Source organism: Enterobacter sp. CFEC122, from assembly GCF_052983755.1.
The window spans coordinates 13682-39604 of record NZ_JBRIQR010000044.1; the positions used below are offsets into that span (position 1 = coordinate 13682).

Genomic DNA, 25923 nt, shown 5'->3' on the forward strand with positions numbered 1-25923 from the left:
TCACGATGATGACGTGGCCTCCGGTGCCTGCGCCGGGGGCCTTTTTTTTAGCCGCCACGTCAGCAGCAATGCCATCATGACCAGACCCGCCGCGGCAAGATAGATCACCGGCACCCCCGCCCGGGCCATCACCAGTCCCGCCAGCGGGCCGGTAATGCCTAACGACATATCCATAAATACCGTATAGGTCGCCAGCGCTGCGCCCTGATTCTGCTGCGGTACCGCTTTTACCGCGACCACGCCCAGCGCCGGGAAGACCAGTGAAAAACCGGCTCCCGCGAGAAATACGCCCATTTTCGCCATCCAGGGCGCGCTGGCTACGCCGGTCAACAGCAGCCCGACAATCTCTACCGCAAAGCAGATCGTCGCCACGTTCAGCCCGCCAAGACGGTTGATGCCGTTAGGGAAAAGCAGGCGCGCACCAACAAACGCACAGCTGAACAGGGTTAACGCAAAGGCCGCGCCGTCCCAGCCTTTGGCGTCATAGAACAGGGTAATGAAGGTGGCGATGACCCCGAAGCCGGTGGTCGCCAGCGCCAGTGCCATCCCGTATGGCCAGACCCGCCCGAGCACCGCCCGGAACGGCAGCGGCTTGCCCTTGCTGGCCTTCACTGTCGGGCGCGGCAGCGCAAACAGTATCGCCAAAAGCGCGACCGCCATAATGGTGAGCGACAGTCCATACAGCCCGCCAAACGCATAGCAGGCCACGCCAAGCGGCGCGCCGAGCGCCATCGCGCCGTAGGTGACAATCCCGTTCCAGGAGATCACCCGACCAATGTGTGGCGTCCCGACAACCCCCACGCCCCAGAGCGTCGAGCCGGTTCCCGCCAGGCTTTGCCCGATACCGAGGATGACGCGGCCCAGGCAGAGCAGCGCCAGGCTGACCAGCGGCCAGTGGCTGGCTGAGGCGGCCAGCAGGTAGCTCAGGCCACTGAGGAAGCAGCCGCACAATCCCACCACCACGATGCTTTTTGGACCGAACGTGTCCGCGTAGCGCCCGGCATGTGGGCGGCTCAGGAGCGTGGCGAAATACTGCAGGCTAATCACCAGCCCCGCCCAGAAGGCACTGAAGCCCATGACGTCATGGACATAGCCCGGCAGAACCGCCAGCGGCAGGCCGATGGTGAGATAGCTGGCAAAGTTAAAAATCACAACGGAAACGATGCGCAGATTGAGGCGCAGTCCGCTCAGTGCCGGTTCAGCGGCAGGTTCGGGCATGGGGTTCTACCTGGATTTTTTACAACAGTGTTTCACTATTACCACGCCCCAATAAGAAAATCAGCAGCGACTTTCAGATTAACGGTGCCAGACGAAGCGAGGCCCGGGCACTACACTTACCGGGTCATCACATTAAGGAACGCGCATGATCGCTAACCCGTCCGACAAAGCAGGACTCCACATCTTATTAAAACTCGCCTGTCTGGTGGTTATCCTTGCGGGTATCCATGCGGCCGCCGACATCATAGTTCAGCTCCTGCTGGCGCTCTTTTTTGCCATTGTGCTTAATCCTTTGGTCACCTGGTTTCTGCGCCGGGGCGTTAGCCGCCCGGTAGCCATCACTATCGTCGTCATCGTGATGCTGATTGCCCTGACGGCGCTCTTCGGCGTGCTGGCGGCCTCGCTGAGTGAATTCTCCACCATGCTGCCGCAGTACAACAAAGAGCTGACGCGTAAGATCGTCGCACTCCAGGAGATGGTGCCCTTCCTTAATCTGCATATCTCACCCGAACGGATGCTGCGCAGGATGGACTCCGAGAAGGTCATGACCTACGCCACCACCTTAATGACGGGGCTTTCCGGCGCGATGGCCAGCATTCTGCTGCTGGTCATGACGGTGGTGTTTATGCTCTTTGAAGTCCGTCACGTCCCCTATAAGCTGCGCTTTGCACTGAATAACCCACAAATTCACATTGCTGGCTTACACCGGGCGCTGAAGGGCGTCTCTAAATATCTGGCGCTGAAAACGCTGCTGAGCGTCTGGACCGGGATCATCGTCTGGCTGGGGCTGATGCTGATGAACGTGCAGTTCGCGCTGATGTGGGGCGTGCTGGCGTTTCTGCTGAACTACGTGCCCAACATTGGCGCGGTGCTTTCCGCCGTGCCGCCAATGATTCAGGCGTTTCTGTTTAACGGTTTCTACGAATGTATGCTGGTCGGCGCGTTATTCCTCGTCGTGCACATGGTGCTGGGCAATATTCTCGAACCACGCATGATGGGGCACCGGCTCGGCATGTCGACGCTGGTCGTCTTTTTATCCTTACTGGTTTGGGGATGGCTGCTGGGCCCGGTCGGTATGCTGCTCTCGGTCCCCCTGACCAGCGTGTGTAAGATCTGGATGGAGACCACCAAAGGCGGCAGCAAGCTGGCCATTTTGCTCGGGCCGGGAAGGCCGAAAAGCAGGTTGCCTGGGTAGCTGACCTACCTGTATAGGTAGGTTTAAACCGGCAATAATCCGCCTTAAATTACCGCGTTCATAACCTGTCGCGGTATTTTTATTTGCGTTAAGGAAATATTAATTCTGTTTTTGTTTACGTCGGTCGCATTACGTTGAAACGCAAATCATGATTTAACGCAAATTAAAAAAAATGAAATTGTTAATTATTTTCCATGTTATTATGCCCGCCTTCGCGTCAACGTAATGCAAACCTTAATATTGATTAAAAAAACATCTGGCACAAAAGAAACGCCGGATGAATATTATTTGTAAAAACCACTACCTTTAATTGTTATTATTGATATGGAGTTGTTGATGAAAAAGATCGTTAAATGGTGTGCTGCCGCCGTATTCGTTGGCGCACTGGCAGGCTGTGCGCGTACTGCCCCAATCGCTCAGGTTCACTCTACTGTGAGCGCGGGTCATACCGCCGACCAGGTAAAAACAGCGATTTTGAAAGCAGGACAAAAACGTGACTGGATCATGACGGAAGCCGGTCCGGGCGTTATCAAAGGTCGTCTGCAGGCGCGCGACCACTCGGTCGACGTTCGTATTCCTTATTCCGCCACAAGCTATTCCATTAACTACGAAAGCAGTATGAACCTGAAAGCGGCTGACGGTAAAATTCACAAAAATTATAACCGTTGGGTGAATAACCTCGACCACGATATTCAGCTGAACCTCTCCGCGGGCGCCGCACTGTAATATTTTTCTAAAGTCGGGCCGCATTTGGCCCGATAACCCTTATTTCTTGCCCTGAAAGGTTACGCAGCAATGTACGAAAAGGATACGCTCAGCGCACTGGATGCCATTACCGAAGCGCAACGCATCGCTTTTGCTCCGATGTTATTTCAGACCGCGCTTTGTCTGCGTAACTCAGGCATTCTCGCCTGGCTCGATAAACAAGGTAAAGAGGGTGCCAGCCTCGAGGAAATAACCGAACACAGCACGCTCGGCAGCTATGGCGTCAGCGTACTGCTGGATATGGGATTAAGCGGGCGGATCGTTACCCAACAGCATGGACGTTATTTTCTGGCGAAAGTGGGCCACTTTTTACTGCACGATGAAATGACCCGCGTAAATATGGATTTCACTCAGGACGTTTGTTACAAAGGGCTATTTCACCTGGCGGACGCCCTGAAGGAGGAAAAACCTGCGGGCTTAGCGGTGTTTGGCAACTGGCCAACCATCTATCCGGCATTATCCCAATTACCGGCTCAGGCGAAAGAGAGCTGGTTCGCCTTTGATCATTACTATTCCGACGCCGCGTTTGACGCCGCTTTGCCATATATATTCGCAAGCTCGCCGACAAAATTGTACGATGTGGGCGGAAATACGGGTAAATGGGCGTTACGCTGCTGCCGCTATGACGAAAATGTTGCCGTGACGATCCTCGACCTGCCGCAGCAGATAGCGCTGGCGCAGGAAAACATCGCAAAAGCAGGTTTTTCTCATCGTATTGGATTCCATGCTGTCGATATGCTTAGCCCAGCAGCCTTGCCGGGTGAAGCCGACGTCTGGTGGATGAGCCAGTTTCTGGATTGTTTCTCTCCGGATCAGATTGTCGCCATGCTGACGCGCGTCGCACAGGTCATGAAGCCAGGCGCACGTTTGTGCATCATGGAGCTTTTCTGGGATGCCCAGAAGTTTGAAGCGGCCTCTTTCAGCCTGAATGCCACCTCGCTCTATTTCACCTGTATGGCGAATGGCAATAGCCGGTTTTACAGCGTAGAGGCGTTTTATCGTTACCTGGAGAGCGCAGGTTTCAGCGTTGAACAGCGTCTGGATAACCTTGGGGTCGGTCATACCCTGCTGATATGCACCAAACGTGAACAATAGAGCAGCTTAGCTGCCCGGGTGGCCAGGTCTGCCCTTTGAATACGGTTTTTTTTCGCGGACGCGCGTAGATGAAATTTTCACTGAACATTATCGACTGGCAGGCGAGAGCCCCAGGACTCAGCGATGCCACAGAGTGGCAGGCGTGGTCACGCCTGCAGCTGCCCGTCGATCCAGCGGCCCCGCTTCCCCGGCTGACCGCTTTACCCATGATGACCGCGCGCCGCCTCAATTCAGGCAGTAAGCTGGCGGTGGACATTGGTCTCGCTATGCTGCAACACCACGCCATTGATGCCGTCGTCTATTCCAGCCGCCACGGCGAGCTGGAGCGCAACTACCGTATTCTGCATGCTCTGGCGACGGGGCAATCCGTATCGCCTACCGACTTCGCCATGTCCGTGCACAACTCAGCGGTGGGCAATCTCACGATTACCGCACGCCAGGCTATCGTCTCGTCATCCATTTCTGCCGGGCTGGACACCTTCCAGCAGGCATTATGTGAAGTCCTGAGCCTGCTGCAGGCGGGCTACTCCCGCGTCTTGCTGGTCGATTTTGACGGCGCACTGCCGGAATTTTACCACCCGGCGTTACCGCACCAGATGCCCACCTGGCCCTACGCGCTGGCGCTGGTGATTGAATCCGGCAAGGAATTGCAGTGTGAAACCCGCAGCGGCAGCACGGGGGATGAACCCGCCCTTCCGCAAAGCCTGGTCTTCCTGCAACGCTATCTCAGCGAGGCACGCCAGTTTGTGGTACCCGGCGAACGTTTGCTGTGGCAATGGACGCGCGCATGAACCGCCTGACTGCCCGAATTAACTGGTTATGGCGTCTGGTGATGACCGGATTCTGCTTCGTGCTGTTTGGCGTGGGCGGGCTGCTGCTGTCACTGGTATGGTTCAACCTGCTGCTGATCGTCCAGCGCGACCGCACCAACCGCCGTCGCCTTGCGCGGCGCAGCATTGCGGCCAGCTTCCGCTTCTTCCTGACCGTTGCCCGTGGCCTCGGGGTACTGGACTATCGCATTCACAATCTTGACGCCCTGCGCAACGATCGGGGTTGTCTGGTGGTGGCTAACCACCCCACGTTAATTGACTACGTGATTCTGGCATCGGTGATGCCAGAAACCGACTGTCTGGTGAAAAGCGCGCTGCTGCGCAATCCGTTTGTCAGCGGCGTCATCCGCGCGGCGGATTACCTCATTAACAGCGAAGCCGAGCCTCTGCTGGCTGCAAGCCAGCAGCGTCTGGCTCAGGGCGACACGCTGTTAATCTTCCCGGAAGGCACACGTACCCGGTCTGGTGAAGCTATTTCCCTCCAGCGCGGCGCAGCAAATATCGCCGTGCGCTGTAACAGCGATCTGCGGGTGGTGCTGATCCACTGTAGCGAACATCTGCTGGATAAAAAAAGTCGCTGGTATGATGTGCCGCCAGAAAAACCTGTCTTCACCGTGGATGTCCGCGACCGCGTGAACATCGACGAATTTTACGATGCAAATGAACAAGAACCGGCGCTGGCGGCAAGGCAGTTAAACCGGCATCTACAGCATCGATTAACATCAGGCCTTCAATCTTTGTCAGGAATTAATGATGCAAGCGCTTTATCTTGAAATTAAGAATCTCATTATCACCACGCTGAATCTGGACGAGCTTACCGCAGAGGATATTGATACCGATGCCGCGCTGTTTGGCGATGGGCTGGGTCTCGACTCTATCGACGCGCTGGAACTGGGTCTGGCCGTGAAAAACCAGTATGGGGTGGTGCTTTCCGCTGAAAGCGAAGAGATGCGCCAGCACTTCTTTTCCGTCGCCACGCTGGCGTCCTTTATCAACGCTCAACGCGCCTGAGATGTGATCACGATGACCGAACAAGAAACCATTTATCAGGAAGTCTGTGGCCTTCTGACCCGACTGTTTGAAATCGACCCGCAGGATATTACCCCTGAAGCCCGTCTTTACGAAGACCTGGAGCTGGACAGCATTGATGCGGTGGACATGATTGTTCATCTGCAGAAGAAAACGGGCAAGAAAATCAAGCCGGAAACCTTCAAATCGGTTCGTACCGTTCAGGATGTGGTAGACGCCGTCGAACAGCTTCTGCGCGAAGAGTAAGACGTCGTGCGCGGCGGACGGACATTCCCGATCATCCCACTTCTGACGGGGTTGATGCTGCTGGCGTGGCCCTTCCTGATTGGATTTGGGCTGGCGCATAACAGCCTGCAGTGGCTATTACCCGTGATGGCTCTGGTGTTACTGCTGCGGCTGCGTCAGGCGCAGCGGAACACAAGCCCGATGCGGTATGTGGTGCAGTGCGTGGCGCTGGCGGGGATCGCCCTCTGCACGGCAAGCTACCTGCTGAAAGCCCACCAGTGGCTGCTGCTCTACCCGGTGGTCGTCAACCTTGTCATGCTGGCCGTGTTTGGCGGTTCGCTGTGGACAGCGATGCCGCTTGTCGAACGACTGGCGCGCTTGCGCGAGCCAAACTTGCCCCCGGAGGGCGTGCGCTATACCCGTAAGGTGACCCTCGTCTGGTGCGGTTTTTTCGTCGGCAACGGCACGATAGCGCTGTTTACCGTCCTCCACGGCGACATGCATCTGTGGACGCTATGGAACGGTATGGTGGCTTACATCCTGATGGGGATGCTGATGGCAGCAGAGTGGCTGGTGCGCCAGCGGGTGATAAAAAAAGAGATGCACAATGACTAACCCCCTTCCGCTGGGCCAGTGGTTAAATGCGCCGCGCCCTGACGACACGCCTGTTGCCTGGCTTGACGATCGTACCTGGACGCTGGGCCAGTTGCGCCACGACGTAACCTTACTGGTCGAGACCCTGCGTCAGCAGGAAGGCGAGCGCTGGGCGCTGTGCTTTGAAAACAGCTACCTGTTTATTGTTGCGCTGCTGGCCTCGCTGCACGCCGGTAAAACACCGGTCATTCCCGGCCATAGCCGCGTCTCGCAGCTTGAAGAACAGCAATCTTTGTTTAGCGGCGTTCTGAGCGATCGAACGCTTGGTTTTCATGGGAAACAGATTGTGGTGGCCTCCAGCCACCAGACAGCCAGCCACTGGGTGCCTCTGCCGATCATTGACGAAAACCGCTTCGTTGAACTGTTCACCTCAGGCTCCACGGGCACGCCGCGCCGGGTGGTTAAGCACATCGTCAGTCTGGATCGCGAAGCCCGCCTGCTGGCTAACCGCTTTGGTGAGCGTCTGGCCGGATGCAGCATTGTGGCCTCGGTCGTACCGCAACATCTGTATGGCCTGACATTCCGTATCGTCTTGCCGATGGCGCTGGGCCTGCCGCTGCATGCCGCGATGCTCTATTACGCAGAACAACTGGCCGCTCTGCCTCCTGACAGGCAATACCTGTTTATCAGCAGCCCGGCGTTCCTGAAGCGCCTGGATACCGAGCTTGCCGCGCCGCCCGTCAGGATGCTGATTTCAGCAGGTGGAATGCTGCCCTGGCGTGATGTCTCGACCACCTCCGGCTGGCTTAACCTTTGGCCGGATGAAATTTATGGCAGTACCGAAACCGGGATCCTCGCCTGGCGCCATCGTCAGGAGGATAACGTGCCCTGGCTACCGTTCCCCGGCGTGATCTTCCATCAGGAAGATGACGCCTGTCGCGTTACGTCGCCACTGATCCATGAGCCAGAAGGGCTCCAGCTCGACGATATCCTGCACTTCGACAGCGAGGGGCTTTTCAGCATCGCCGGTCGCCGCGGGCGAGTGGTCAAAATTGAAGAAAAACGCATCTCGCTTAACGAGATCGAACGCCGCCTGCTGGAGCTCGACGGTATTTGCGAAGCGGCCGCCCTGCCGGTCACGCGCGGGGGTCGTCAGGGGATTGGCGCCCTGCTGGTTCTGGATGAAACGGCCCGTCAGCGCGGGTATGTGCAGGATAAAAAAGCGCAGGAGTTCGCCTGGCGTCGCGCCCTGCTGCCGTGGCTTGAACCTGTCGCGGTGCCGCGCTACTGGCGCATCGTTGATGAAATGCCGGTAAACAGTATGAACAAGCGTGTCTATGCGCAGTTAGAGGAGTTATTTCATGAAAATTCATGAAATTGAGCGCCACCAGACACAGCCGGAGAAGCTGGAGATCGTTTTGCATCTCGACGCAACGCTGTTCTGGTTTCAGGGCCATTTCGCCGTACAACCGCTGCTGCCCGGCGTTGCGCAGCTTGACTGGGTGATGCACTACGCCACGACGTTACTGGCACCGGGCTATCGCTTTCACAGCATTCAAAACGTGAAGTTTCAGGCACCCCTGCTGCCGGAAACCACGGTGACGCTGATGCTTGAGTGGCATGCCGAACGTCAGATGCTGACCTTCAGCTATCAACGCCATGCCGGGGCTGAGCGCCACACCGCCAGCAGCGGGAAAATTCGTCTATGTCAGTAATCTTTCGTCCCTGCGTGCTGATCCCGTGCTACAACCACGGCGCGATGATTGCCAGCGTGCTGTCACGTCTCGCGCCGTTCGGCCTGCCGTGCCTGGTGGTGGATGACGGCAGCGACGCAGTCACCCGTCAGGAGCTTGAGCGCCTGGCGGCGGAGCAGCCGCAGATGTCGCTGGTTCGTCTGGCGCAAAACGCCGGAAAAGGTGCCGCGGTCATCAGAGGGCTGGAGGAGTGCGCGCGGACGGGCTACACCCACGCCGTGCAGGTGGATGCGGACGGTCAACACGCCATCGAAGATATCCCCAAACTGCTGGCGCTGGCGGAGCGCCACCCGGACGCGCTGATTTCCGGCCAGCCCATTTACGATGACTCTATTCCGCGCTCCCGACTTTACGGGCGCTGGATCACCCACGTCTGGGTATGGATTGAAACCTTATCGCTGCAGCTTAAAGACAGCATGTGCGGCTTTCGGGTCTATCCGGTTTCACCCACGCTGCGGCTGGCAGCGCGCGAACCGCTCGGCAAGCGGATGGACTTTGACACCGAAGTGATGGTTCGTCTCTACTGGCAGGGCAACACCAGCGTCTTTCTGCCCACGCGCGTGACCTATCCGCAGGACGGTTTGTCCCACTTCGACGCGCTAAAAGATAACGTGCGGATCTCCCTGATGCATACCCGGCTCTTCTTCGGCATGCTGCCCCGCATGCCCGGCCTGCTTTTCCGTCGACGCCGCCAGCACTGGGCGCAGCAGGACGAGGTCAAGGGTCTGTGTGGGATGCGCCTGATGCTGCGCGTCTGGGAACTACTGGGGCGGCGGGCCTTTACCGTGCTGTTGTGGCCGGTTATCGGCGTGTACTGGCTTATCGCGCGTCCGGCGCGGCAGGCCTCGCGGCAGTGGATGGCGAGAGTGAAGCAAGAACTGCGTCAGCGGAGCATGTCTGTTCCCTCACGGCTTAACAGCTTTTTCCATTTCATGCGCTTCGGCAACGCGATGCTGGATAAAGTCGCCAGCTGGCGCGGCGAACTGAAGCTTCATCGCGATATTGTCTTTGCCCCCGGCGCGAGCGAAGCGTTAAACATCGCGGCTCCACAGGGCAAACTGCTGCTGGCCTCGCACCTTGGCGACGTAGAGGCCTGCCGGGCCCTGGCTCAGCTGGAAGGCAGTAAAATCATCAACGCCCTGGTTTTCAGCGAGAACGCCCAGCGCTTTAAGCAAATCATGAGCGAAATGGCGCCCGAAGCTGGCGTGAATTTGATGTCGGTCACCGACATCGGCCCGGACACCGCCATTGCCATCAAAGAGAAGCTTGAGCGCGGTGAATGGGTCGCGATTGTGGGGGATCGCATCGCGGTGAATCCGCAGCGCGGCGGCGAATGGCGCGTGATCTGGAGCCGATTCATGGGCCAGCCTGCACCGTTCCCACAGGGGCCGTTTATCCTGGCCTCCATCCTCCGCTGCCCGGTGGTGCTGATTTTCGCCCTGCGCCAGCAGGGTAAGCTCGTCCTGCACTGCGAGCCGTTTGCCGACCCGCTGCGCCTGCCGCGCGGTGAACGCCAGCAGGCACTGCAAGATACCGTCGATCGCTATGCGCAGCGGCTGGAACATTACGCCCTCATGTCGCCGCTCGACTGGTTTAATTTTTTCGATTTCTGGCATCTGCCAGAGTCCAGTGAGAAGGAGTAAAGGGTGCTGACCGATCCCCGCTTTACGACTGAAGTCGAGATCACCGTTCCGTTCCACGACGTCGATATGATGGGCGTGGTCTGGCACGGTAACTATTTCCGCTACTTTGAGATCGCCCGCGAGGCGCTGCTCAATCAGTTCGATTATGGCTATCGCCAGATGAAGGCCTCCGGCTACGTCTGGCCCGTCGTCGACACCCGGGTGAAATACCGCGATGCGGTGACCTTTGAGCAGCGTATTCGCGTCCGCGCGCACATTGAAGAGTATGAAAACCGCCTGCGCATTGCCTATCAAATTTTCGATGCGCAGACCGGCAAACGCACGACCACCGGTTACACCATTCAGGTGGCGGTGGAAGAAGCGACCCGCGAAATGTGCTTTGTAAGCCCGGCAATACTGTTTGAACGTATGGGAGTATCACCATGAAATGGTTGCCTTTACTGGCGCTGATCGTCAGCCCGCTGGTCAGCGCCGTGACGCTGGATGAGCTGCAGCAGCACTTCACCGAGCAGCCCGTGGTGCGCGCGCACTTCGAACAGGTTCGCACGATAAAAGATATGCCGCAGCCGCTGCGCTCGCAGGGCGAGATGCTGATCGCCCGCGACAGCGGCCTGCTGTGGGATCAAAAAGCGCCGTTTCCGATGACGCTCCTGCTGGACGACAAGCGGATGGTTCAGGCGATTAACGGCCAGCCGCCGCAAACCATCACTGCCGACAATAATCCGCAGATGTTCCAGTTCAACCATCTTCTGCGCGCCCTGTTCCAGGCGGACCGCAAGGTGCTGGAAGAGAACTTCCGCATCGATTTTAAAGACCTGGGAGCGGGCCGCTGGTCGCTGGTGCTTACGCCAAAAACGACGCCGCTGGACAAGATTTTCGCCACCCTCGATCTGGGCGGCGCGACCTATCTGGAAACGATTCGCCTCAACGACAAACAGGGCGACCGTACCGATATCGCCCTTTCTCGCCACCAACTGACGCCCGCCAGCCTGACCGATGACGAACGCCAACGCTTTGCCGCACCGTAAATCCCTGCGCCCGGCGCTGCTGTGGGCCACGCTATGCCTGATTCTGCTGGGCGTGTTGCTGTCGCTTCTGCCCGGCGCGCGACTGAACAGCAGCGTGCTGGCCATGCTGCCGAAGCAGACGCTGGGGGCGATCCCGCCGGCGCTCAACGACGGGTTTATGCAGCGTCTCGACCGCCAGCTGGTCTGGCTGGTCAGCCCCGGCAAAGAGCCGGATCCGCGCGTGGCACAGCAGTGGCTGGCGCTGCTGCAAAGCACTGATTCGCTCAGCGAGGTCAAAGGCCCGATGGACGCCGCCGGGCAAAAGGCCTGGGGAGAGTTCTTCTGGCAGCACCGAAATGGCCTGATTGACCCCGCCACCCGCGCCCGCCTGCAAAACGGCGGAGAAGCGCAGGCGCAGTGGATTTTATCTCAGCTCTTTTCGGCCTTTTCCGGCGTCAGCGGCAAAGAGCTGCAAAACGATCCCCTGATGCTGATGCGCGGCTCGCAGCTCGCTCTGGCGCAAAACGGCCAGAAGCTGCGGCTGATGGACGGCTGGCTGGTCGCAAAAGATGAGGCGGGAAACTACTGGTATCTGCTCCACGGCGAGCTGGCGGGCTCATCATTTGATATGCAGCAGACCCACCGGCTTGTGGCGACGCTTAACGCGCTGCAGGAGACGCTGAAAGCCCGCTACCCTCAGGCACAGCTGCTTTCCCGCGGGACCGTGTTCTACAGCGATTACGCCAGCCAGCAGGCCAAACGTGATGTTTCGACGCTGGGTATCGCCACCCTGCTTGGCGTGTTCCTGCTCATCGTGGCGGTGTTCCGCTCTCTGCGCCCGCTGCTGCTGAGCGTGCTCTCCATTGCCATCGGCGCGCTGGCGGGGACGGTGGTGACGCTGCTGCTCTTTGGCGAGCTGCACCTGATGACGCTGGTGATGAGCATGAGCATCATCGGAATTTCGGCAGACTACACGCTTTACTACCTGACCGAACGGATGGTACACGGCGCGGAGCATTCTCCCTGGCAAAGCCTGGCCAAAGTTCGCAATGCGCTGCTGCTGGCGCTGCTGACGACCGTCGCCGCCTACCTGATTATGATGCTGGCCCCCTTCCCCGGGATCCGCCAGATGGCGGTGTTCGCTGCCGTGGGGCTGAGCGCCTCCTGCCTGACGGTGATTTTCTGGCATCCGTGGTTGTGCCGGGGTTTGCCGGTGCGCCCGGTTCCCTTTATGGTCCTGATGCTGCGCTGGCTGGCCGCCTGGCGACGCAGTAAAAAACTGTCAATTGGTCTTCCCGTCGCGCTGGCGCTGGTCTCCGCCGTGGGAATAAGCACGCTGAAGGTGGACGACGACATCGCCCAGCTGCAGGCGTTGCCGAAAGATATTCTGGCGCAGGAGAAGGCCATTACCGCCCTGACCGGACAGAGCGTGGATCAGAAATGGTTTGTGGTTCATGGCGCTTCGCCTCAGCAAACGCTGGAGCGGCTGGAAGCCTTTACCCCGGCGCTGGCAGAGGCGCAGAAAGCGGGAGAAATGACCCGCTGGCGCACCCTGCCGCTGAACTCACTGGCCCGTCAGAAAAGCGATCTTACGCTGCTGCAAAACGCCGCGCCTGCGGTAACGAACGTGCTGAAAAGCGCAGGGCTCAACGCCGTCTCCCCGAATCTGGACGCCATGCCGGTCAGCGTGGACGCGTGGCTTAAAAGCCCGGCCAGCGAAGGCTGGCGTCTGCTCTGGCTGACCCTGCCCGACGGTCAAAGCGGCGTGCTCGTGCCGGTGGACGGCGCAAAAAACAGCGCGGCCCTCGGCGAGCTGGCCGCGCGCCATGACGGTGTCGTCTGGGTCGATCGCAAAGCCAGTTTTGACACCCTGTTTGCCCTCTACCGCACGCTGCTGACGGGGCTCCTGTTTGCCGCGCTGGCGGTGATTGCCTGCGGGGCGATGGTGCGCCTCGGCTGGCGTAAGGGGCTGATAAGCCTGGTGCCGTCCGTGCTGTCGCTGAGCTGCGGGCTGGCGGTACTGGCCGCAACGGGCCACCCGGTAAACCTGTTTTCACTGCTGGCGCTGGTGCTGGTGCTCGGCATTGGCATTAACTACACGCTGTTTTTCAGCAACCCGCGCGGCACGCCGCTGACCTCGATGCTGGCGATTACGCTGGCGATGATGACCACGCTGCTGACGCTGGGCATGCTCGTCTTCAGCGCCACGCAGGCCATTAGCAGCTTTGGTATCGTGCTGGTGAGCGGTATTTTTACCGCCTTCCTGCTGGCGCCGCTGGCGATGCCGGATAAGAAAGAGAGAAAACGTAAATGAACGCTTTTTACCGCGCCGTCGCGCTAACCGCGGCGCTGCTGCTGGCAGGCTGCAGCCATTCGACCGATACCCAAGAGACGCGTCCCCAGGCCTGGCTCCAGCCGGGAACCCGCGTTACGCTCCCACCGCCCGGCATTAGCCCGGCGGTAAGCTCCCAGCAGCTGCTGACCGGCAGCTTTAACGGGCAAACGCAGTCCCTGCTGGTGATGCTCAACGCGGATGCGCATAAAGTGACGCTGGCCGGGCTCTCTTCCGTGGGCATTCGTCTGTTCCTGGCGACGTACGATGAGACCGGTATTCATACCGAGCAGTCGATCGTTGTGCCGCAGTTGCCGCCCGCCAGCCAGGTGCTGGCCGACGTGATGCTCAGCCACTGGCCGATTAGCGCCTGGCAGCCGCAGTTGCCGAAGGGCTGGACGCTGACTGACACGGGCGATCGGCGCGAACTGCGTAACGCCAGCGGCAAGCTGGTGACGGAGATTGTCTACCTGCAGCGTAAAGGCAAGCGCGAGCCGATCAGCATCGAGCAACACGTTTTTAAATACCACATCACCATTCAATATCTGGGTGACTGAGATGATTTATATTTCCGCTGTTGGCATGGTCAACGCGCTGGGCAACTCGCATGATGAAATCGCTGCTAACCTGGTGACGGGCGCAGCGCCGGGTATGCATGCCCGAACCGGCTGGTTACAGGGTTCACCCGACGCCGTGCTGGGCGGTGTGGAAGGCGAACTGCCGCCCATCCCGGAAACGCTGTCCGCACACCGCACCCGCAACAACCAGCTTCTGCTGGCCGCGCTGGCGCAGATTCAGTCGACCGTCGACGAGGCTATCGCCCGCGTCGGCCGCGATCGGGTGGCCGTGGTGCTGGGGACCAGCACCTCTGGGCTGGATGAAGGCGATGAGCACGTGCAGCGCATGACCCATGGCGAAGCGAGCACGCACTGGCAGTACCCGCAGCAGGAGCTCGGCGATCCGTCCCGCTTCCTCGCCAACTGGCTTCAGCTCGAAGGCCCGGCCTATACGATCTCGACAGCCTGCTCTTCCAGCGCGCGGGCGATGATCGGCGGCAAACGTCTGATTGAAGCCGGGCTGGTGGACATCGCGATTGTTGGCGGAGCAGATACCCTGAGCCGGATGCCCGTCAACGGGTTTAACAGCCTTGAATCCTTCTCCCCTACGCTCTGCGAGCCTTTTGGTCGCGACCGTCGGGGGATCACCATCGGTGAAGCCGCCGCGCTGATGGTGCTTAGCCGTGAGCCCGCGGACGTGGCGCTGCTCGGGACGGGGGAATCCAGCGATGCGTACCATATCTCCGCTCCGCATCCGCAGGGCGAAGGGGCGATCAGGGCCATCACGCAGGCGCTCAACGAAGCGGGTATGCAGCCGGAGGATATCGGCTACATCAACCTGCACGGCACGGCCACGCCGCTTAACGATCAGATTGAATCGCAGGTGGTACACGATCTCTTTGGGGAAAGCGTACCCTGTAGCTCTACTAAACACCTTACCGGCCATACGCTGGGCGCTGCCGGTATCACCGAAGCGGCCCTGAGCTGGCTGATTCTGACGCGCGATCTGCCCTTACCGCCGCAGGACTTCGCCCGCTACGCACCGGACGACACGCTGGCACCGTGCGGTCTGCTGCACCAGCGCACCGCGCTGACAAAGCCGGTCATTCTGTCTAACTCGTTCGCTTTTGGCGGCAACAACGCCAGCATTCTGCTGGGGAGAGCGTCATGAGCTACTTATCACCCGAAGCCTATTTGCCGCACGATGCGCCCATGATGCTGCTGGAGTCCGTTGAGAATGTGACGGACGACATGGCGGTATGCCGCGTCGCGATAGACAGACAAAGCGTGCTGGCACCCTTTCTGAATGCCGACGGCGACCTGCCGGGCTGGTACGCGCTCGAGCTGATGGCGCAGACCGTCGGCGTCTGGTCCGGCTGGCATCGCCAGCAGCAGGGGCAGGAGCATATTGCGCTGGGCATGGTGCTCGGCGCGCGTGAACTGATCTGCGCCAGCGGGCGTTTCGCCGCAGGCTTGACGCTGGACATCACCGTTAAGCTGCTGATGCAGGACGAACGCTTCGGCAGTTTTGAATGCGCAATTTCCGCTAATGAAGAGACGCTGGCCACGGGCCGGGTCAACACCTTCCAGCCAAGCGCAGAAGAATTAACCTCACTTTTTAATCAGGGATCTAACGCATGAGTCGTTCCGTACTGGTCACCGGGGCCAGCAAAGGCATAGGGCGCGCCATCGCCCGCCAGCTTGCCGCCGACGGGTTTACCGTAGGCGTACATTACCATCGTGATGCCGCAGGCGCGCAGGAGACGCTGGACGCCATCACGCAGGCGGGCGGCAACGGCCGTTTACTCTCGTTTGATGTGGGCAACCGCGAACAGTGCCGCGAGGTGCTGGAACAGGACATTGAAGCCCATGGCGCATGGTATGGCGTGGTCAGCAACGCGGGTATCACCCGCGATGGCGCCTTTCCGGCATTGAGTGAAGACGACTGGGACAGCGTGATCCACACCAATCTCGACAGTTTTTATAACGTCATTCACCCCTGCATTATGCCGATGATTGGCACCCGTAAAGGGGGACGCATTATCACCCTATCGTCCGTGTCCGGCGTGATGGGTAACCGCGGGCAGGTGAACTACAGCGCGGCAAAAGCGGGCATTATCGGTGCCACCAAAGCGCTGGCGATTGAGCTGGCAAAACGCAAAATCACCGTGAACTGCATTGCGCCGGGGCTGATTGATACCGGAATGATTGAAATGGAAGAGGCCGCGCTGAAAGAAGCGATGTCCATCATTCCAATGAAACGCATGGGCCAGGCTGAGGAGGTCGCCGGGCTGGCAAGCTATCTGATGTCAGATATTGCGGGTTACGTCACCCGCCAGGTCATTTCCATTAACGGAGGAATGCTATGACGCGTCGCGTGGTGATTACGGGCATGGGCGGCGTGACCGCCTTTGGCGAAAACTGGCAATCCGTGTCCAGCAGGCTGCTGGCGTATGAAAACGCGGTGCGTAAAATGCCGGAGTGGCAGGTCTATGATGGCCTGCACACCCTGCTGGGCGCGCCGATTGATGACTTCACGCTGCCGGAACATTATACCCGCAAACGGATCCGCGCCATGGGCCGCGTGTCGTTGATGTCGACCCGCGCCACCGAGCTGGCGCTGGAGCAGGCGGGGCTGATTGGCGAGGCGGTGCTCACCAATGGGCAAACGGGTATCGCGTATGGCTCATCCACAGGCAGTACCGGGCCCGTCAGCGAATTCGCCACTATGCTCACCGAAAAGCACACCAATAACATCACCGGCACAACCTACGTGCAGATGATGCCGCACACCACCGCGGTGAATACCGGACTGTTCTTCGGATTACGTGGCCGCGTCATCCCGACCTCAAGCGCCTGTACGTCCGGCAGCCAGGCAATTGGCTACGCCTGGGAGGCGATTCGCCACGGCTATCAGACCGTTATGGTTGCGGGGGGCGCTGAGGAGCTGTGTCCGTCTGAAGCGGCGGTGTTTGACACGCTGTTTGCCACCAGCCAGCGTAACGATGAACCCAAAACCACCCCTTCGCCATTTGATACGCAGCGCGATGGTCTGGTGATTGGGGAAGGCGCGGGCACCCTGATACTCGAAGAGCTGGAGCATGCCAAAGCGCGCGGAGCCACTATCTACGGCGAAATCGTGGGTTTTGCCACTAACTGTGATGCGGCCCATATCACCCAGCCTCAGCGTGAAACCATGCAGATTTGTATGGAGCAGTCGCTGGCCATGGCGGGACTAAGCGCCCTGGATATGGGGTATATCTCCGCACACGGTACTGCCACCGATCGCGGTGATATTGCTGAAAGCCAGGCCACTGCAGCTATCTATGGTGACAACGTGCCGATTTCATCGCTGAAGAGCTATTTTGGCCACACGCTCGGAGCCTGCGGCGCGCTGGAAGCATGGATGAGTTTACAGATGATGCGTGAAGGCTGGTTTGCCCCGACACTCAATTTAAGGCAACCGGATGAGCAATGTGGTTCTTTAGATTATATTATGGGAGAAGCCCGCCAGATCGATTGCGAGTACCTGCAGAGCAATAACTTCGCGTTTGGCGGCATCAACACCTCGATTATCATTAAACGCTGGGCGTAACTATGTACCAGTTTGTACTGGGAAAAATATCCACCCTTTGCGCGGACCCGCTGGCGTCAACGCTCGCAGACAGTGCACCTCAGGGTGCTCGCAATGCCTCATGGCTGGCTGGCAGGATGCTGCTCGCCAGAGCGTTATCCCCTCATCCGCTCCCCGACATTATTTACGGCGAGCAGGGGAAACCGGCCTTTGCGGAGGGCCATCCGCTGTGGTTCAACCTGAGCCACAGCGGTGACGATATCGCCTTGCTGATGAGCGATGAAGGCGAAGTCGGCTGTGATATCGAAGTGATTCGCCCCAGGAAGAACTGGCAGGGGTTGGCGAATGCCGTCTTCAGCATGACGGAGCATGATGAGCTTGAGCGCGAAGCGCCAGAGGAACGGCTTGCCGCCTTCTGGCGTATCTGGACGCGAAAAGAGGCAATCATCAAACAGCGTGGCGGTAGCGCCTGGCAGATTGTCAGCATCGACAGCACGGCGCCGTCGCACTCGGTCAGCCAGGTGCAGATCGGCTCACTCAGCCTGGCCGTTTGTACGTCGACCCCTTACACCCTGACCACCGAGTCGATTATCCACGTCGGGGCAGGAAAATCACCAGTACACCCAACATAATAAACACGACGCCGACCAGCCCGTGCCAGGAGAAGCTTTCTCCCCAGCCCGGCAGCAGGATCGCGGCGCCCCACACCAGGATATAGCTAAGACTCAGCAAGGCATACGCTTTGCTGAGCGCCATGCGATGCAGCGCCAGGTACCAGCAGCCCATAGAAGCCACATACCCCATCAACCCCAGCAGCAGCGCGCCCGTGCCGGACGAGACGTGCCACAGCGCGGAAATAAACGTCAGAAGCTCGCTGACCGGAGGCAGAGCCTGCATGGCCTCGCGCAGCAGCAGCTGCGCGGCGCTGACTAACAGCACGCTGCATAAGGCCCAGAACGCCCCTTTCACAGGCTCCCTCCCAGGATAACAATCCCAATGATGATCAACCCCACCCCCAGCCAGTGATGCAAGGCGACGTTTTCACGCCAGAATACCTTCGCCGCCAGCGTCACCCAGACAAAATTGAGGCTCAGCATAGGGTAGGCAATGCCGACAGGCAGGCGCTGCAGCACCACCAGCCAGACCAGCATCCCGCTGCCCAGCGCCAGCAGAGCCAGGCCAAGCCATAGCGCGATATGCACGCCACGCCGCCCGGCTTTCGCCGGACGGGTAGCCTGTTTCTGGCACAGCTGTCCTGCACAGCTGAGCAGGCTTGCCAGTATCAGCCAGATCCAGGTCATCACTTCGGCAGATACTGCAGGTAGGCCAGACGGCCCTGGATATACAGGCTGTCCGGTTCTGGCAGATTCGCCCGCGAAAGGTCATCGCGTTTTGACAGCAGAATCACCAGCGATACGCGTCCCTGCTGACGGTGCTCAGCCAGCCACTGCGCGAAGTCATCTTTACCGACAAAACGATCTTTCACATCAGGATAATCCAGCCCGTAGCGCAGTTCGCCACTCTGACCAAACAGCGTGATGTCATTGCGCTTCAGCTCCCACGCCAGGCCAGCGGCCAGGCCCACGTTATTGGCCAAGACAAATCGGCTGTCCTGAAGCGGCTCGCGCACGGTGTCGACCAGCGACTGCGGCTGTTTGGAATCCACCACCAGGTTAGGAATGGCAAAACCGATCAGCAGCGCCAGGCCCGCAGGGCAGAGCGCCGCAAGCCACCAGCGCTGCTGACTCTGCCTGAGCGTAAACCAGCCGACCGCGGCCCAGATGAGGAACGCGACCACCGCGCAGAACACTTTATACAGTTCAACCGAGGACCAGACCGGATGCTTAGCCAGCCCCCACGGTGAGACCACCAGCGCCGCCACCATGCCGATAACGCCAAACGCCAGGTTGATCCCGCCGTTAATGCGTAACGCTCTGGCGCCCTTCTCCGCCGCGAGGCAGGCATAGCGCGCCATCAGGATCGCCAGCGGGGCAAAGCACGGCAGGATATAGGTCGGCAGCTTGCCTTTGGCGATGCTGAAGAACAGCAGCGGCATTATCACCCATCCCAGCAGATAGAACCCGCCGCCCGCGTTTTGTCTGTCATTCCAGCCGAGACGGAACGCGCCGGGCAGCAGCGCCAGCCACGGCAGGCTACCCGCGATCAGGAACGGCACGTAGTACCAGAACGGGGCTTTGTGCTGCGCGTCGCTCTGGGCAAAACGCTGAATATGCTCAACCCAGAAGAAGTAACGCCAGAAGTCAGGCTCACGCTGCGCAATCGCCAGCCCCCATGGCAGAACAATCAGCACGCAGCTCAGGATCGCGAGCCAGCCAAAAATCAGCACCTCTTTCCAGCGCTTCTGGGCGATCACCCACGGCAGCACGCCAATCACCGGTACCGCCAGCGCCAGGAAGCCTTTGGTCATCACCCCCATCCCGCAGGCCAGCCCAAGCAGCACATAGCCGCCCGCTTTTCCGGCAACGGTCTGGGCCTGTGACGCCAGCCAGAAGCTGCACATCGCCGCCACCAGCCACAGGGTGATGATGGGATCCAGCACCGCATACGTGCCGATGCCATACACCAAGAACAGGGTCAGGAAGATCAGGCCGGAGAAAATGGCTGTCCGCTTATCCCGCCAGAGACGCCAGGCCATCCAGATGACCAGCAGCGCCGCTACACCGGTGGAGAAGATAGACCCGGCGCGCACGGCGAGGTTCGTGTGCCCGAACAGCATCTGCCCGATGCTGTTGATCCAGTAGCCGGCAATCGGCTTTTCAAAGTAACGCAGCCCCAAAAAATGCGGGACAACCCAGTCTCCGGAGGCCAGCATTTCGCGGCTGATTTCCGCATAGCGCGTTTCATCAGGCTGCCAAAGCAGGCGGATATCAACCGGGATGAGGTAGTAAACGATAAACAGTGCGAGAAGCGCTAAGCCATAACGGGCTGTTTTCATTGGACCGGACTCACGGTTTGTTGATAGCCAAGCCAGCCTTCCCGGCCAGCCAGTTCATTGCGGACCACTTTGCCCACGGGCAGGGTGCTGAGGTCGTCTGGCAGCAGCTCGCTTAACGGGCAAAACGCAATGCCTTCCTGAGCGGCCATCGTCAGCAGTTCGTCGAAATCATGCTGATACGCAATCCCTTCCACTTCGGCATGGATGGTATACACCGGCGTACCGGCGTCACGATGAATGCGGTCCAGGATGTAGCGATTGAACTCATCAGCTTTGACCTCGCGCCCGACCACTTCATCCCAGGTGGGAAGCGTGACCGGAATTTGCACCGTACCGTAGCGATTTTCGCCCAACAGCGGCAAAAAGGGCTCGGTTCCGCGGCAATCGCTGTTGTAGCGAAACGCAAAGGCTTCTTTGGCCTTCACGACGCGCTGATCCGCACGCCATCCCGCCACGGCGGAGCAGCACACGGGCTGACCGATAATGGCCTCCAGCTCCAGCATCCCACGCTCGACCTCACGGGACAGGCGCGGGATATCCCAGACGCCCGCCCAGGCTTGCCAGGCATGGTGATCCCAGGCGTGCAGACCCACCTCATGATGCTGTGCCGCCTCACGGATAACCGCTTCATTACCCGCGCCGATGCGTCTGCCGGGCCAGGCGGTGCCGGCCAGCAAAATATCCCAGCCGTAGAGGGATGCTGCGCGCGAGCGCAGCATTTTGAACAGAAATGCCGGTTTAACCAGACGCCATAAATGGCGTCCCATGTTGTCAGGCCCCACGCTGAAGAAAATGCTGGAGCGCACGCCGTGCTTGCTCAGCAGTTCCAGCAGTTTGGGTACGCCGTCACGCGTTCCCCTGAAGGTGTCGACATCAATGCGTAAACCGACTTTTTTCATGAGACCTGTTCCGACAGCTCCACGGTGCGCAGGAAGAAATCAAGCGTTTCATCAATGGTCTGTTCCATCTTCACCGTCGGCGTCCAGTTCAGGCAGCGCTTCGCATTGCGAATGCTTGGCTTACGGTGCTCAACGTCCTGATACCCTTTACCGTAGTAGCTGCTGCTTTCCACTTCGCGGAAGCCGGCAAACGGCGGGAATTTATCGCGCAGCGGGTGGCGCTCAAAGCTGGCCAGCAGCATCTCGGCCAGCTCGCGAATGCTCGCTTCGTTGTCCGGGTTGCCGATGTTAATGATTTCACCGATGCAGCGATTATCTTTGTTTTCGATGATGCGGAACAGCGCTTCGATACCGTCGCTGATATCCGTAAAGCAGCGTTTCTGTTTCCCGCCTTCGATAAGCTTGATTGGCGAGCCTTCCACCAGGTTCAGGATCAGCTGGGTGATCGCACGGGAGCTGCCGATACGCGCTGCGTTCAGGTTATCCAGACGCGGACCCATCCAGTTGAACGGACGGAACAGGGTAAAGCGCAGGCCCTCTTTCTCACCGTAGGCCCAAATCACGCGGTCCAGCAGCTGTTTGGAGACGGAGTAAATCCAGCGCTGCTTGTTGATCGGCCCGACCACCAGGTTGGAGGTGTCTTCATCGAAGTTCTTATCGGTACACATGCCGTACACTTCAGAGGTGGACGGGAAGATGATGCGCTTGTCGTATTTCACGCAGTCGCGGATGATCTTCAGGTTCTCTTCGAAGTCCAGCTCGAACACGCGCAGCGGGTTACGGGTGTACTCGATTGGCGTGGCAATAGCGACCAGCGGCAGCACCACGTCGCATTTTTTAATGTGGTATTCAATCCACTCGGAGTGGATGCTGATATCCCCTTCCACGAAGTGGAAGCGCGGGTTGTCGAGGAAACGGCTGATCGCATCCGCGCCAATATCCAGGCCGTAGATTTCGTAGTTATCGTCTTTGAGCAGACGTTCGGTCAGGTGGTTACCGATAAAGCCGTTCACGCCGAGGATCAGCACGCGGGTACGGCGTTTGATGGCCACCACCGGCGCGCTGGTGATCAGCGCCCCGGCCACCAGCCCCAGCGACTGCGCCAGCTGGGTGCCCTGAACGTACAGACCGTTGTCGGTTTGGCCGGTAACGATCTCCAGCGCCTGCTCGCCGCAGCTCACAATCAGCGGGGAGACGGAGACGACGGTGCCCGGTTTTGCCGCCGGAATGTCGTCACGCACGCGGGATTTCCAGACGATGAACTTGCTGACGCCCGCAAAGCTGTAGGCGCCCGGCCACGGGTCGGTCACGGCGCGCACCAGGTTGTGCAGCTGGCGGGCCGGTTTGTTCCAGTCCAGACGACCATCTTCCGGCGCGCGGCGGCCAAAGCAGCTTGCCTTGCTCTCGTCCTGTGCGGTTTCGCTGAAGGTGCCGTTAAGGATGCCCGGCAGCGCATCGCGCAGCAGCGTCTGTGCCGTCGCGTTCAGCTTTTGATGCAGCTGCAGCGCGGTATCGTCCGCATCAATAGCAACCTTCTGCTGCGCCACGATAGCGCCCGCATCCGCACGGCGTACCATGCGGTGCAGCGTCACGCCCGTTTCCGTTTCACCGTTCACCAGCACCCAGTTCAGCGGGGCGCGGCCACGGTAGGCAGGCAGCAGAGAACCATGAAGATTAAAGGCGCCTTTTGCAGCCAGGCCTAAGATCTCGTCGGAGAGCAGGTTGCGATAGTAAAACGAGAAGATGACGTCAGGCGCGAGGGCGCGAATGCGCTCCACCCACAGCGGGTGGTTGACGTCGTCCGGCGCATAAACCGGAATTCCACGCTCGGCGGCGATACGCGCCACGGAGCCGAAAAAGTTGTTCTCTCCGGCCGTGTCCGGATGGGTAAAGATTGCCGCAATGTCATAGCCCGCTTCCAGCAGGGCCTGCGTGCCCGTGCACCCCATATCGTGATAGGCAAATACAACAGCTTTCATGGGTGAATTTCCTCTTGAGATGCTTTGTGTTCCTGACGGACAACACGTTGAATAAAGTAGCGCGGACGCGCGCGAACATCGTTATAAATACGGCCAATGTATTCACCGAGGAGCCCCATCCCGACAAACTGGGCGCCGATGAACATAAACAGCACGGCAAAGAGCATAAAGACCCCTTCCGCCGCCCACTGCGGGCCAAAGACCAGGCGCAGTACCACCAGCAGAACGGACAGCGCGAAACCGGCCACGGCGATGATGCTGCCGAACACGCTCAGCAGACGCAGCGGCGTGGTGGTCAGGCAGGTAATGAGGTCGTACATCAGGTTGATGAGGCGCATAAAGCTGTACTTCGACTCCCCGTGCTCGCGCTCGGCGTGCAGGACCGGGATTTCCGTTGCCTTACGGGCAAAGGTATTCGCCAGAATCGGAATGAAGGTGCTGCGCTCATGGCAATGCAGCATGGCGTCGACGATATGGCGGCGGTAGGCGCGCAGCATGCAGCCGTAATCGCCCATCGCTTTACCGGTCGTGCGCTGGATCAGACGGTTGATGGTGCGCGAGGCCAGCTTGCGGAACAGGCTGTCCTGGCGGTTCTGACGTACCGTGCCGACCACGTCATAGCCTTCGTCGGCTTTGGCCACCAGGCGCGGGATCTCTTCCGGCGGGTTTTGCAGGTCCGCGTCCAGGGTGATGATCAGATCGCCCGTGACGTGGCTAAACCCCGCCATAATCGCCGAGTGCTGGCCGTAGTTACGGTTGAGCAGCACGGCAACGATGTGGCTGCCTTCGGCCTGCGCGGCTTCGGTCATCATCAGCGCGGAATTATCGCTACTGCCATCATCCACCAGCAGAATTTCGTAGGCCTTGCCCATCGTGTCGCAGGCGGCCGTTGTGCGGCGGATCAGTTCGGGCAGGCTCTCCTGCTCGTTATAAACCGGGATGACCACGGATACTTTTTGTACAGGCGGTGCACTGAACATATCAATGTCCTGCAAGCTGATGGAGTGCGGTAATGACGCGGGTTGTGTCGTCATGAGTCATGTCCGGGAAAAGAGGGAGAGAACAAATACGCGCGCTATTCCATTCAGAATTCGGGAGCGATACATCAGGAAAACGCTCGCGGTAGTATTTTTGCGTGTGGGCCGCGCGGAAATGGAGGCCGGTACCGATGCCTTTCTCTTTCAGCGCCGCCATCAGGATGTCGCGTGAGATCCCGCAGCGCGCTTCATCCACGCGAATAATAAACAGATGCCAGGCGTGCACGTGCGGCCATGATGGAATGGTGAGCGGCTGGAACGGCGTATCGGCAAGCTCCCGCAGGTAGCGTTGCGCTATTTCCTCACGGCGCCTGTTGGCCTCTTTCAGTTTGCCTAGCTGCACCAGCGCCAGCGCGGCGTTGATGTCCGCCAGGTTGTATTTATAGCCCGGCGCGATCACTTCCGCCTGCGGCGCGCGACCGTGCGTCTGGCGATCATAGGCATCTACGCCGAGGCCATGGAATTTCAGACTGCGGATCCGCTGTGCCAGCTGCGCGTTATCGGTGACCACCAGGCCGCCTTCCGCGCAGGTCATGTTTTTAATGGCGTGGAAGGAGAAAATTGCCGTTCCTTTCCAGCCCACGTGACGGTTTTTGTAATACGTTCCGGCGGCATGGGCCGCATCTTCAATCACCGGAATACCGTGACGTTCACCGATGGCATGAATTGCGTCGATATCACACGGCGCGCCGGCATAGTGAACGGGAATAATGGCTTTAGTGCGCGGAGTAATAGCGGCTTCCACGGCTTCTGGCGTCACCATTAATGTATCTTTATCCACATCAATCATGACCGGCGTGGCGCCTAGCAATACGATCATATTCAGCGTGGAGACCCAGGTCTGGGAAGGGGTAATAACTTCATCGCCCGGGCCAATATCCAGCGCCATCAGCGTAACGTGCATGCCCGCGGTGGCGGAACAGACGGCAATCGCATGCTGATTCCCGGTAAGTTGACAGAATGCCTCTTCAAGTTGCTGATTCTTAGGCCCTGTGGTGATCCATCCCGACATCAAAACGTCCTGAAGCGCCGCAATTTCCTCAGCGCCCATCGACGGCCGCGAAAAAGGCAGAAAATCACTCATTATTAATTTCCTTGCAATCAAAATGGCATGTTTTTGATATTAACCAAATGCCAGCCCGCTTATTTCAACGAACCATAAACTCATATCAAAGTAGCTCTCTTTCCTTAGGGAAAAATTAAGACAGCGTTTACAACGCTATAAGACAACTAG

At 59.1% G+C, this 25923-nt stretch carries 28 protein-coding genes; 20 read left to right on the plus strand and 8 right to left on the minus strand.

Going from position 1 to position 25923, the window contains the following annotated elements; all coding sequences use genetic code 11:
* Positions 1 to 1218: an MFS transporter gene (locus ACVCAM_RS22320; RefSeq protein WP_407223731.1), complete on the minus strand. Its 1218-nt coding sequence runs from the start codon at positions 1216 to 1218 to the stop codon at positions 1 to 3.
* A gap of 145 nt (positions 1219 to 1363) precedes the next feature.
* Between ACVCAM_RS22320 and ACVCAM_RS22325 the strand changes: the two genes are divergently transcribed.
* The 20 genes from ACVCAM_RS22325 (at position 1364) to acpT (ending at position 18450) form a co-directional block, all read left to right on the plus strand.
* Positions 1364 to 2413, plus strand: a complete 1050-nt coding sequence (locus ACVCAM_RS22325) for an AI-2E family transporter (RefSeq protein WP_008503075.1) — start codon at positions 1364 to 1366, stop codon at positions 2411 to 2413.
* 336 nt (positions 2414 to 2749) lie between these two features.
* Positions 2750 to 3139, plus strand: coding sequence for a hypothetical protein (locus tag ACVCAM_RS22330; RefSeq protein WP_008503076.1), 390 nt, complete (start codon positions 2750 to 2752; stop codon positions 3137 to 3139).
* Between the two features lie 69 nt (positions 3140 to 3208).
* Positions 3209 to 4273 (plus strand): class I SAM-dependent methyltransferase, encoded by a 1065-nt coding sequence (locus ACVCAM_RS22335; protein WP_008503077.1) that lies wholly within the window; start codon positions 3209 to 3211, stop codon positions 4271 to 4273.
* Positions 4274 to 4341: 68 nt separating this feature from the next.
* Positions 4342 to 5064, plus strand: a complete 723-nt coding sequence (locus ACVCAM_RS22340) for a beta-ketoacyl synthase chain length factor (protein WP_008503079.1) — start codon at positions 4342 to 4344, stop codon at positions 5062 to 5064.
* Positions 5061 to 5876, plus strand: coding sequence for a lysophospholipid acyltransferase family protein (locus ACVCAM_RS22345; protein ID WP_008503080.1), 816 nt, complete (start codon positions 5061 to 5063; stop codon positions 5874 to 5876). The genes ACVCAM_RS22340 and ACVCAM_RS22345 overlap by 4 nt, the downstream gene beginning before the upstream one ends.
* Positions 5857 to 6114, plus strand: coding sequence for a phosphopantetheine-binding protein (locus ACVCAM_RS22350; protein WP_008503081.1), 258 nt, complete (start codon positions 5857 to 5859; stop codon positions 6112 to 6114). Before ACVCAM_RS22345 ends, ACVCAM_RS22350 begins: the two co-directional genes overlap by 20 nt.
* Before the next feature lie 12 nt (positions 6115 to 6126).
* Positions 6127 to 6378, plus strand: coding sequence for an acyl carrier protein (locus ACVCAM_RS22355; protein WP_008503082.1), 252 nt, complete (start codon positions 6127 to 6129; stop codon positions 6376 to 6378).
* A 54-nt stretch (positions 6379 to 6432) separates the two neighbouring features.
* Positions 6433 to 6972, plus strand: a complete 540-nt coding sequence (locus ACVCAM_RS22360) for a COG4648 family protein (RefSeq protein ID WP_394853794.1) — start codon at positions 6433 to 6435, stop codon at positions 6970 to 6972.
* Positions 6965 to 8326, plus strand: a complete 1362-nt coding sequence (locus tag ACVCAM_RS22365; protein ID WP_039267163.1) for an acyl-CoA synthetase — start codon at positions 6965 to 6967, stop codon at positions 8324 to 8326. Before ACVCAM_RS22360 ends, ACVCAM_RS22365 begins: the two co-directional genes overlap by 8 nt.
* Positions 8313 to 8666 (plus strand): ApeI family dehydratase, encoded by a 354-nt coding sequence (locus tag ACVCAM_RS22370; protein WP_008503085.1) that lies wholly within the window; start codon positions 8313 to 8315, stop codon positions 8664 to 8666. The genes ACVCAM_RS22365 and ACVCAM_RS22370 overlap by 14 nt, the downstream gene beginning before the upstream one ends.
* Positions 8657 to 10348, plus strand: coding sequence for a glycosyltransferase family 2 protein (locus ACVCAM_RS22375; protein ID WP_348581845.1), 1692 nt, complete (start codon positions 8657 to 8659; stop codon positions 10346 to 10348). The genes ACVCAM_RS22370 and ACVCAM_RS22375 overlap by 10 nt, the downstream gene beginning before the upstream one ends.
* Before the next feature lie 3 nt (positions 10349 to 10351).
* Complete coding sequence (locus ACVCAM_RS22380; protein WP_021242171.1) at positions 10352 to 10774, plus strand: acyl-CoA thioesterase; 423 nt, start codon at positions 10352 to 10354, stop codon at positions 10772 to 10774.
* Positions 10771 to 11376: a LolA family protein gene (locus ACVCAM_RS22385; RefSeq protein ID WP_348581847.1), complete on the plus strand. Its 606-nt coding sequence runs from the start codon at positions 10771 to 10773 to the stop codon at positions 11374 to 11376. The genes ACVCAM_RS22380 and ACVCAM_RS22385 overlap by 4 nt, the downstream gene beginning before the upstream one ends.
* Complete coding sequence (locus ACVCAM_RS22390; RefSeq protein ID WP_348581849.1) at positions 11345 to 13669, plus strand: MMPL family transporter; 2325 nt, start codon at positions 11345 to 11347, stop codon at positions 13667 to 13669. The genes ACVCAM_RS22385 and ACVCAM_RS22390 overlap by 32 nt, the downstream gene beginning before the upstream one ends.
* A complete protein-coding gene (locus ACVCAM_RS22395) occupies positions 13666 to 14244 on the plus strand; it encodes a DUF3261 domain-containing protein (protein WP_008503090.1) in 579 nt (192 codons plus the stop codon). The genes ACVCAM_RS22390 and ACVCAM_RS22395 overlap by 4 nt, the downstream gene beginning before the upstream one ends.
* Position 14245: 1 nt before the next feature.
* Positions 14246 to 15415, plus strand: coding sequence for a beta-ketoacyl-[acyl-carrier-protein] synthase family protein (locus tag ACVCAM_RS22400; RefSeq protein ID WP_087449314.1), 1170 nt, complete (start codon positions 14246 to 14248; stop codon positions 15413 to 15415).
* Positions 15412 to 15885, plus strand: coding sequence for an ApeP family dehydratase (locus ACVCAM_RS22405; RefSeq protein WP_008503092.1), 474 nt, complete (start codon positions 15412 to 15414; stop codon positions 15883 to 15885). Before ACVCAM_RS22400 ends, ACVCAM_RS22405 begins: the two co-directional genes overlap by 4 nt.
* Positions 15882 to 16613, plus strand: coding sequence for a 3-ketoacyl-ACP reductase FabG2 (locus ACVCAM_RS22410; RefSeq protein ID WP_008503093.1), 732 nt, complete (start codon positions 15882 to 15884; stop codon positions 16611 to 16613). The genes ACVCAM_RS22405 and ACVCAM_RS22410 overlap by 4 nt, the downstream gene beginning before the upstream one ends.
* Positions 16610 to 17839: a beta-ketoacyl-ACP synthase gene (locus tag ACVCAM_RS22415; RefSeq protein ID WP_306699703.1), complete on the plus strand. Its 1230-nt coding sequence runs from the start codon at positions 16610 to 16612 to the stop codon at positions 17837 to 17839. The genes ACVCAM_RS22410 and ACVCAM_RS22415 overlap by 4 nt, the downstream gene beginning before the upstream one ends.
* 2 nt (positions 17840 to 17841) lie before the next feature.
* On the plus strand, positions 17842 to 18450 hold the full coding sequence (gene acpT, locus ACVCAM_RS22420; RefSeq protein ID WP_407223732.1) for a 4'-phosphopantetheinyl transferase AcpT: 609 nt from the start codon (positions 17842 to 17844) through the stop codon (positions 18448 to 18450).
* On the opposite strand, the gene arnF is transcribed toward acpT, so the two are convergent.
* The 7 genes from arnF to arnB are packed head-to-tail and all read right to left on the minus strand — an operon-like array spanning position 18407 to position 25773.
* Positions 18407 to 18787 (minus strand): 4-amino-4-deoxy-L-arabinose-phosphoundecaprenol flippase subunit ArnF, encoded by a 381-nt coding sequence (gene arnF / locus ACVCAM_RS22425; RefSeq protein ID WP_063616681.1) that lies wholly within the window; start codon positions 18785 to 18787, stop codon positions 18407 to 18409. The two genes, acpT and arnF, sit on opposite strands and share 44 nt — an antisense overlap.
* Positions 18784 to 19119: a 4-amino-4-deoxy-L-arabinose-phosphoundecaprenol flippase subunit ArnE gene (gene arnE, locus ACVCAM_RS22430; RefSeq protein WP_023294741.1), complete on the minus strand. Its 336-nt coding sequence runs from the start codon at positions 19117 to 19119 to the stop codon at positions 18784 to 18786. Before arnE ends, arnF begins: the two co-directional genes overlap by 4 nt.
* Complete coding sequence (gene arnT, locus ACVCAM_RS22435) at positions 19119 to 20774, minus strand: lipid IV(A) 4-amino-4-deoxy-L-arabinosyltransferase (protein ID WP_407223733.1); 1656 nt, start codon at positions 20772 to 20774, stop codon at positions 19119 to 19121. Before arnT ends, arnE begins: the two co-directional genes overlap by 1 nt.
* Positions 20771 to 21673, minus strand: a complete 903-nt coding sequence (gene arnD / locus ACVCAM_RS22440) for a 4-deoxy-4-formamido-L-arabinose-phosphoundecaprenol deformylase (RefSeq protein WP_039267170.1) — start codon at positions 21671 to 21673, stop codon at positions 20771 to 20773. The genes arnT and arnD overlap by 4 nt, the downstream gene beginning before the upstream one ends.
* On the minus strand, positions 21670 to 23652 hold the full coding sequence (gene arnA / locus ACVCAM_RS22445) for a bifunctional UDP-4-amino-4-deoxy-L-arabinose formyltransferase/UDP-glucuronic acid oxidase ArnA (RefSeq protein WP_059362391.1): 1983 nt from the start codon (positions 23650 to 23652) through the stop codon (positions 21670 to 21672). Before arnA ends, arnD begins: the two co-directional genes overlap by 4 nt.
* Positions 23649 to 24632 carry an undecaprenyl-phosphate 4-deoxy-4-formamido-L-arabinose transferase gene (gene arnC, locus ACVCAM_RS22450; RefSeq protein ID WP_008503101.1) on the minus strand — a complete coding sequence of 328 codons (984 nt, stop codon included), beginning with the start codon at positions 24630 to 24632 and terminating at the stop codon, positions 23649 to 23651. The genes arnA and arnC overlap by 4 nt, the downstream gene beginning before the upstream one ends.
* Position 24633: 1 nt before the next feature.
* Positions 24634 to 25773, minus strand: a complete 1140-nt coding sequence (arnB, locus tag ACVCAM_RS22455; protein WP_320751177.1) for a UDP-4-amino-4-deoxy-L-arabinose aminotransferase — start codon at positions 25771 to 25773, stop codon at positions 24634 to 24636.
* Between the last annotated feature and the right edge of the window lie 150 nt (positions 25774 to 25923).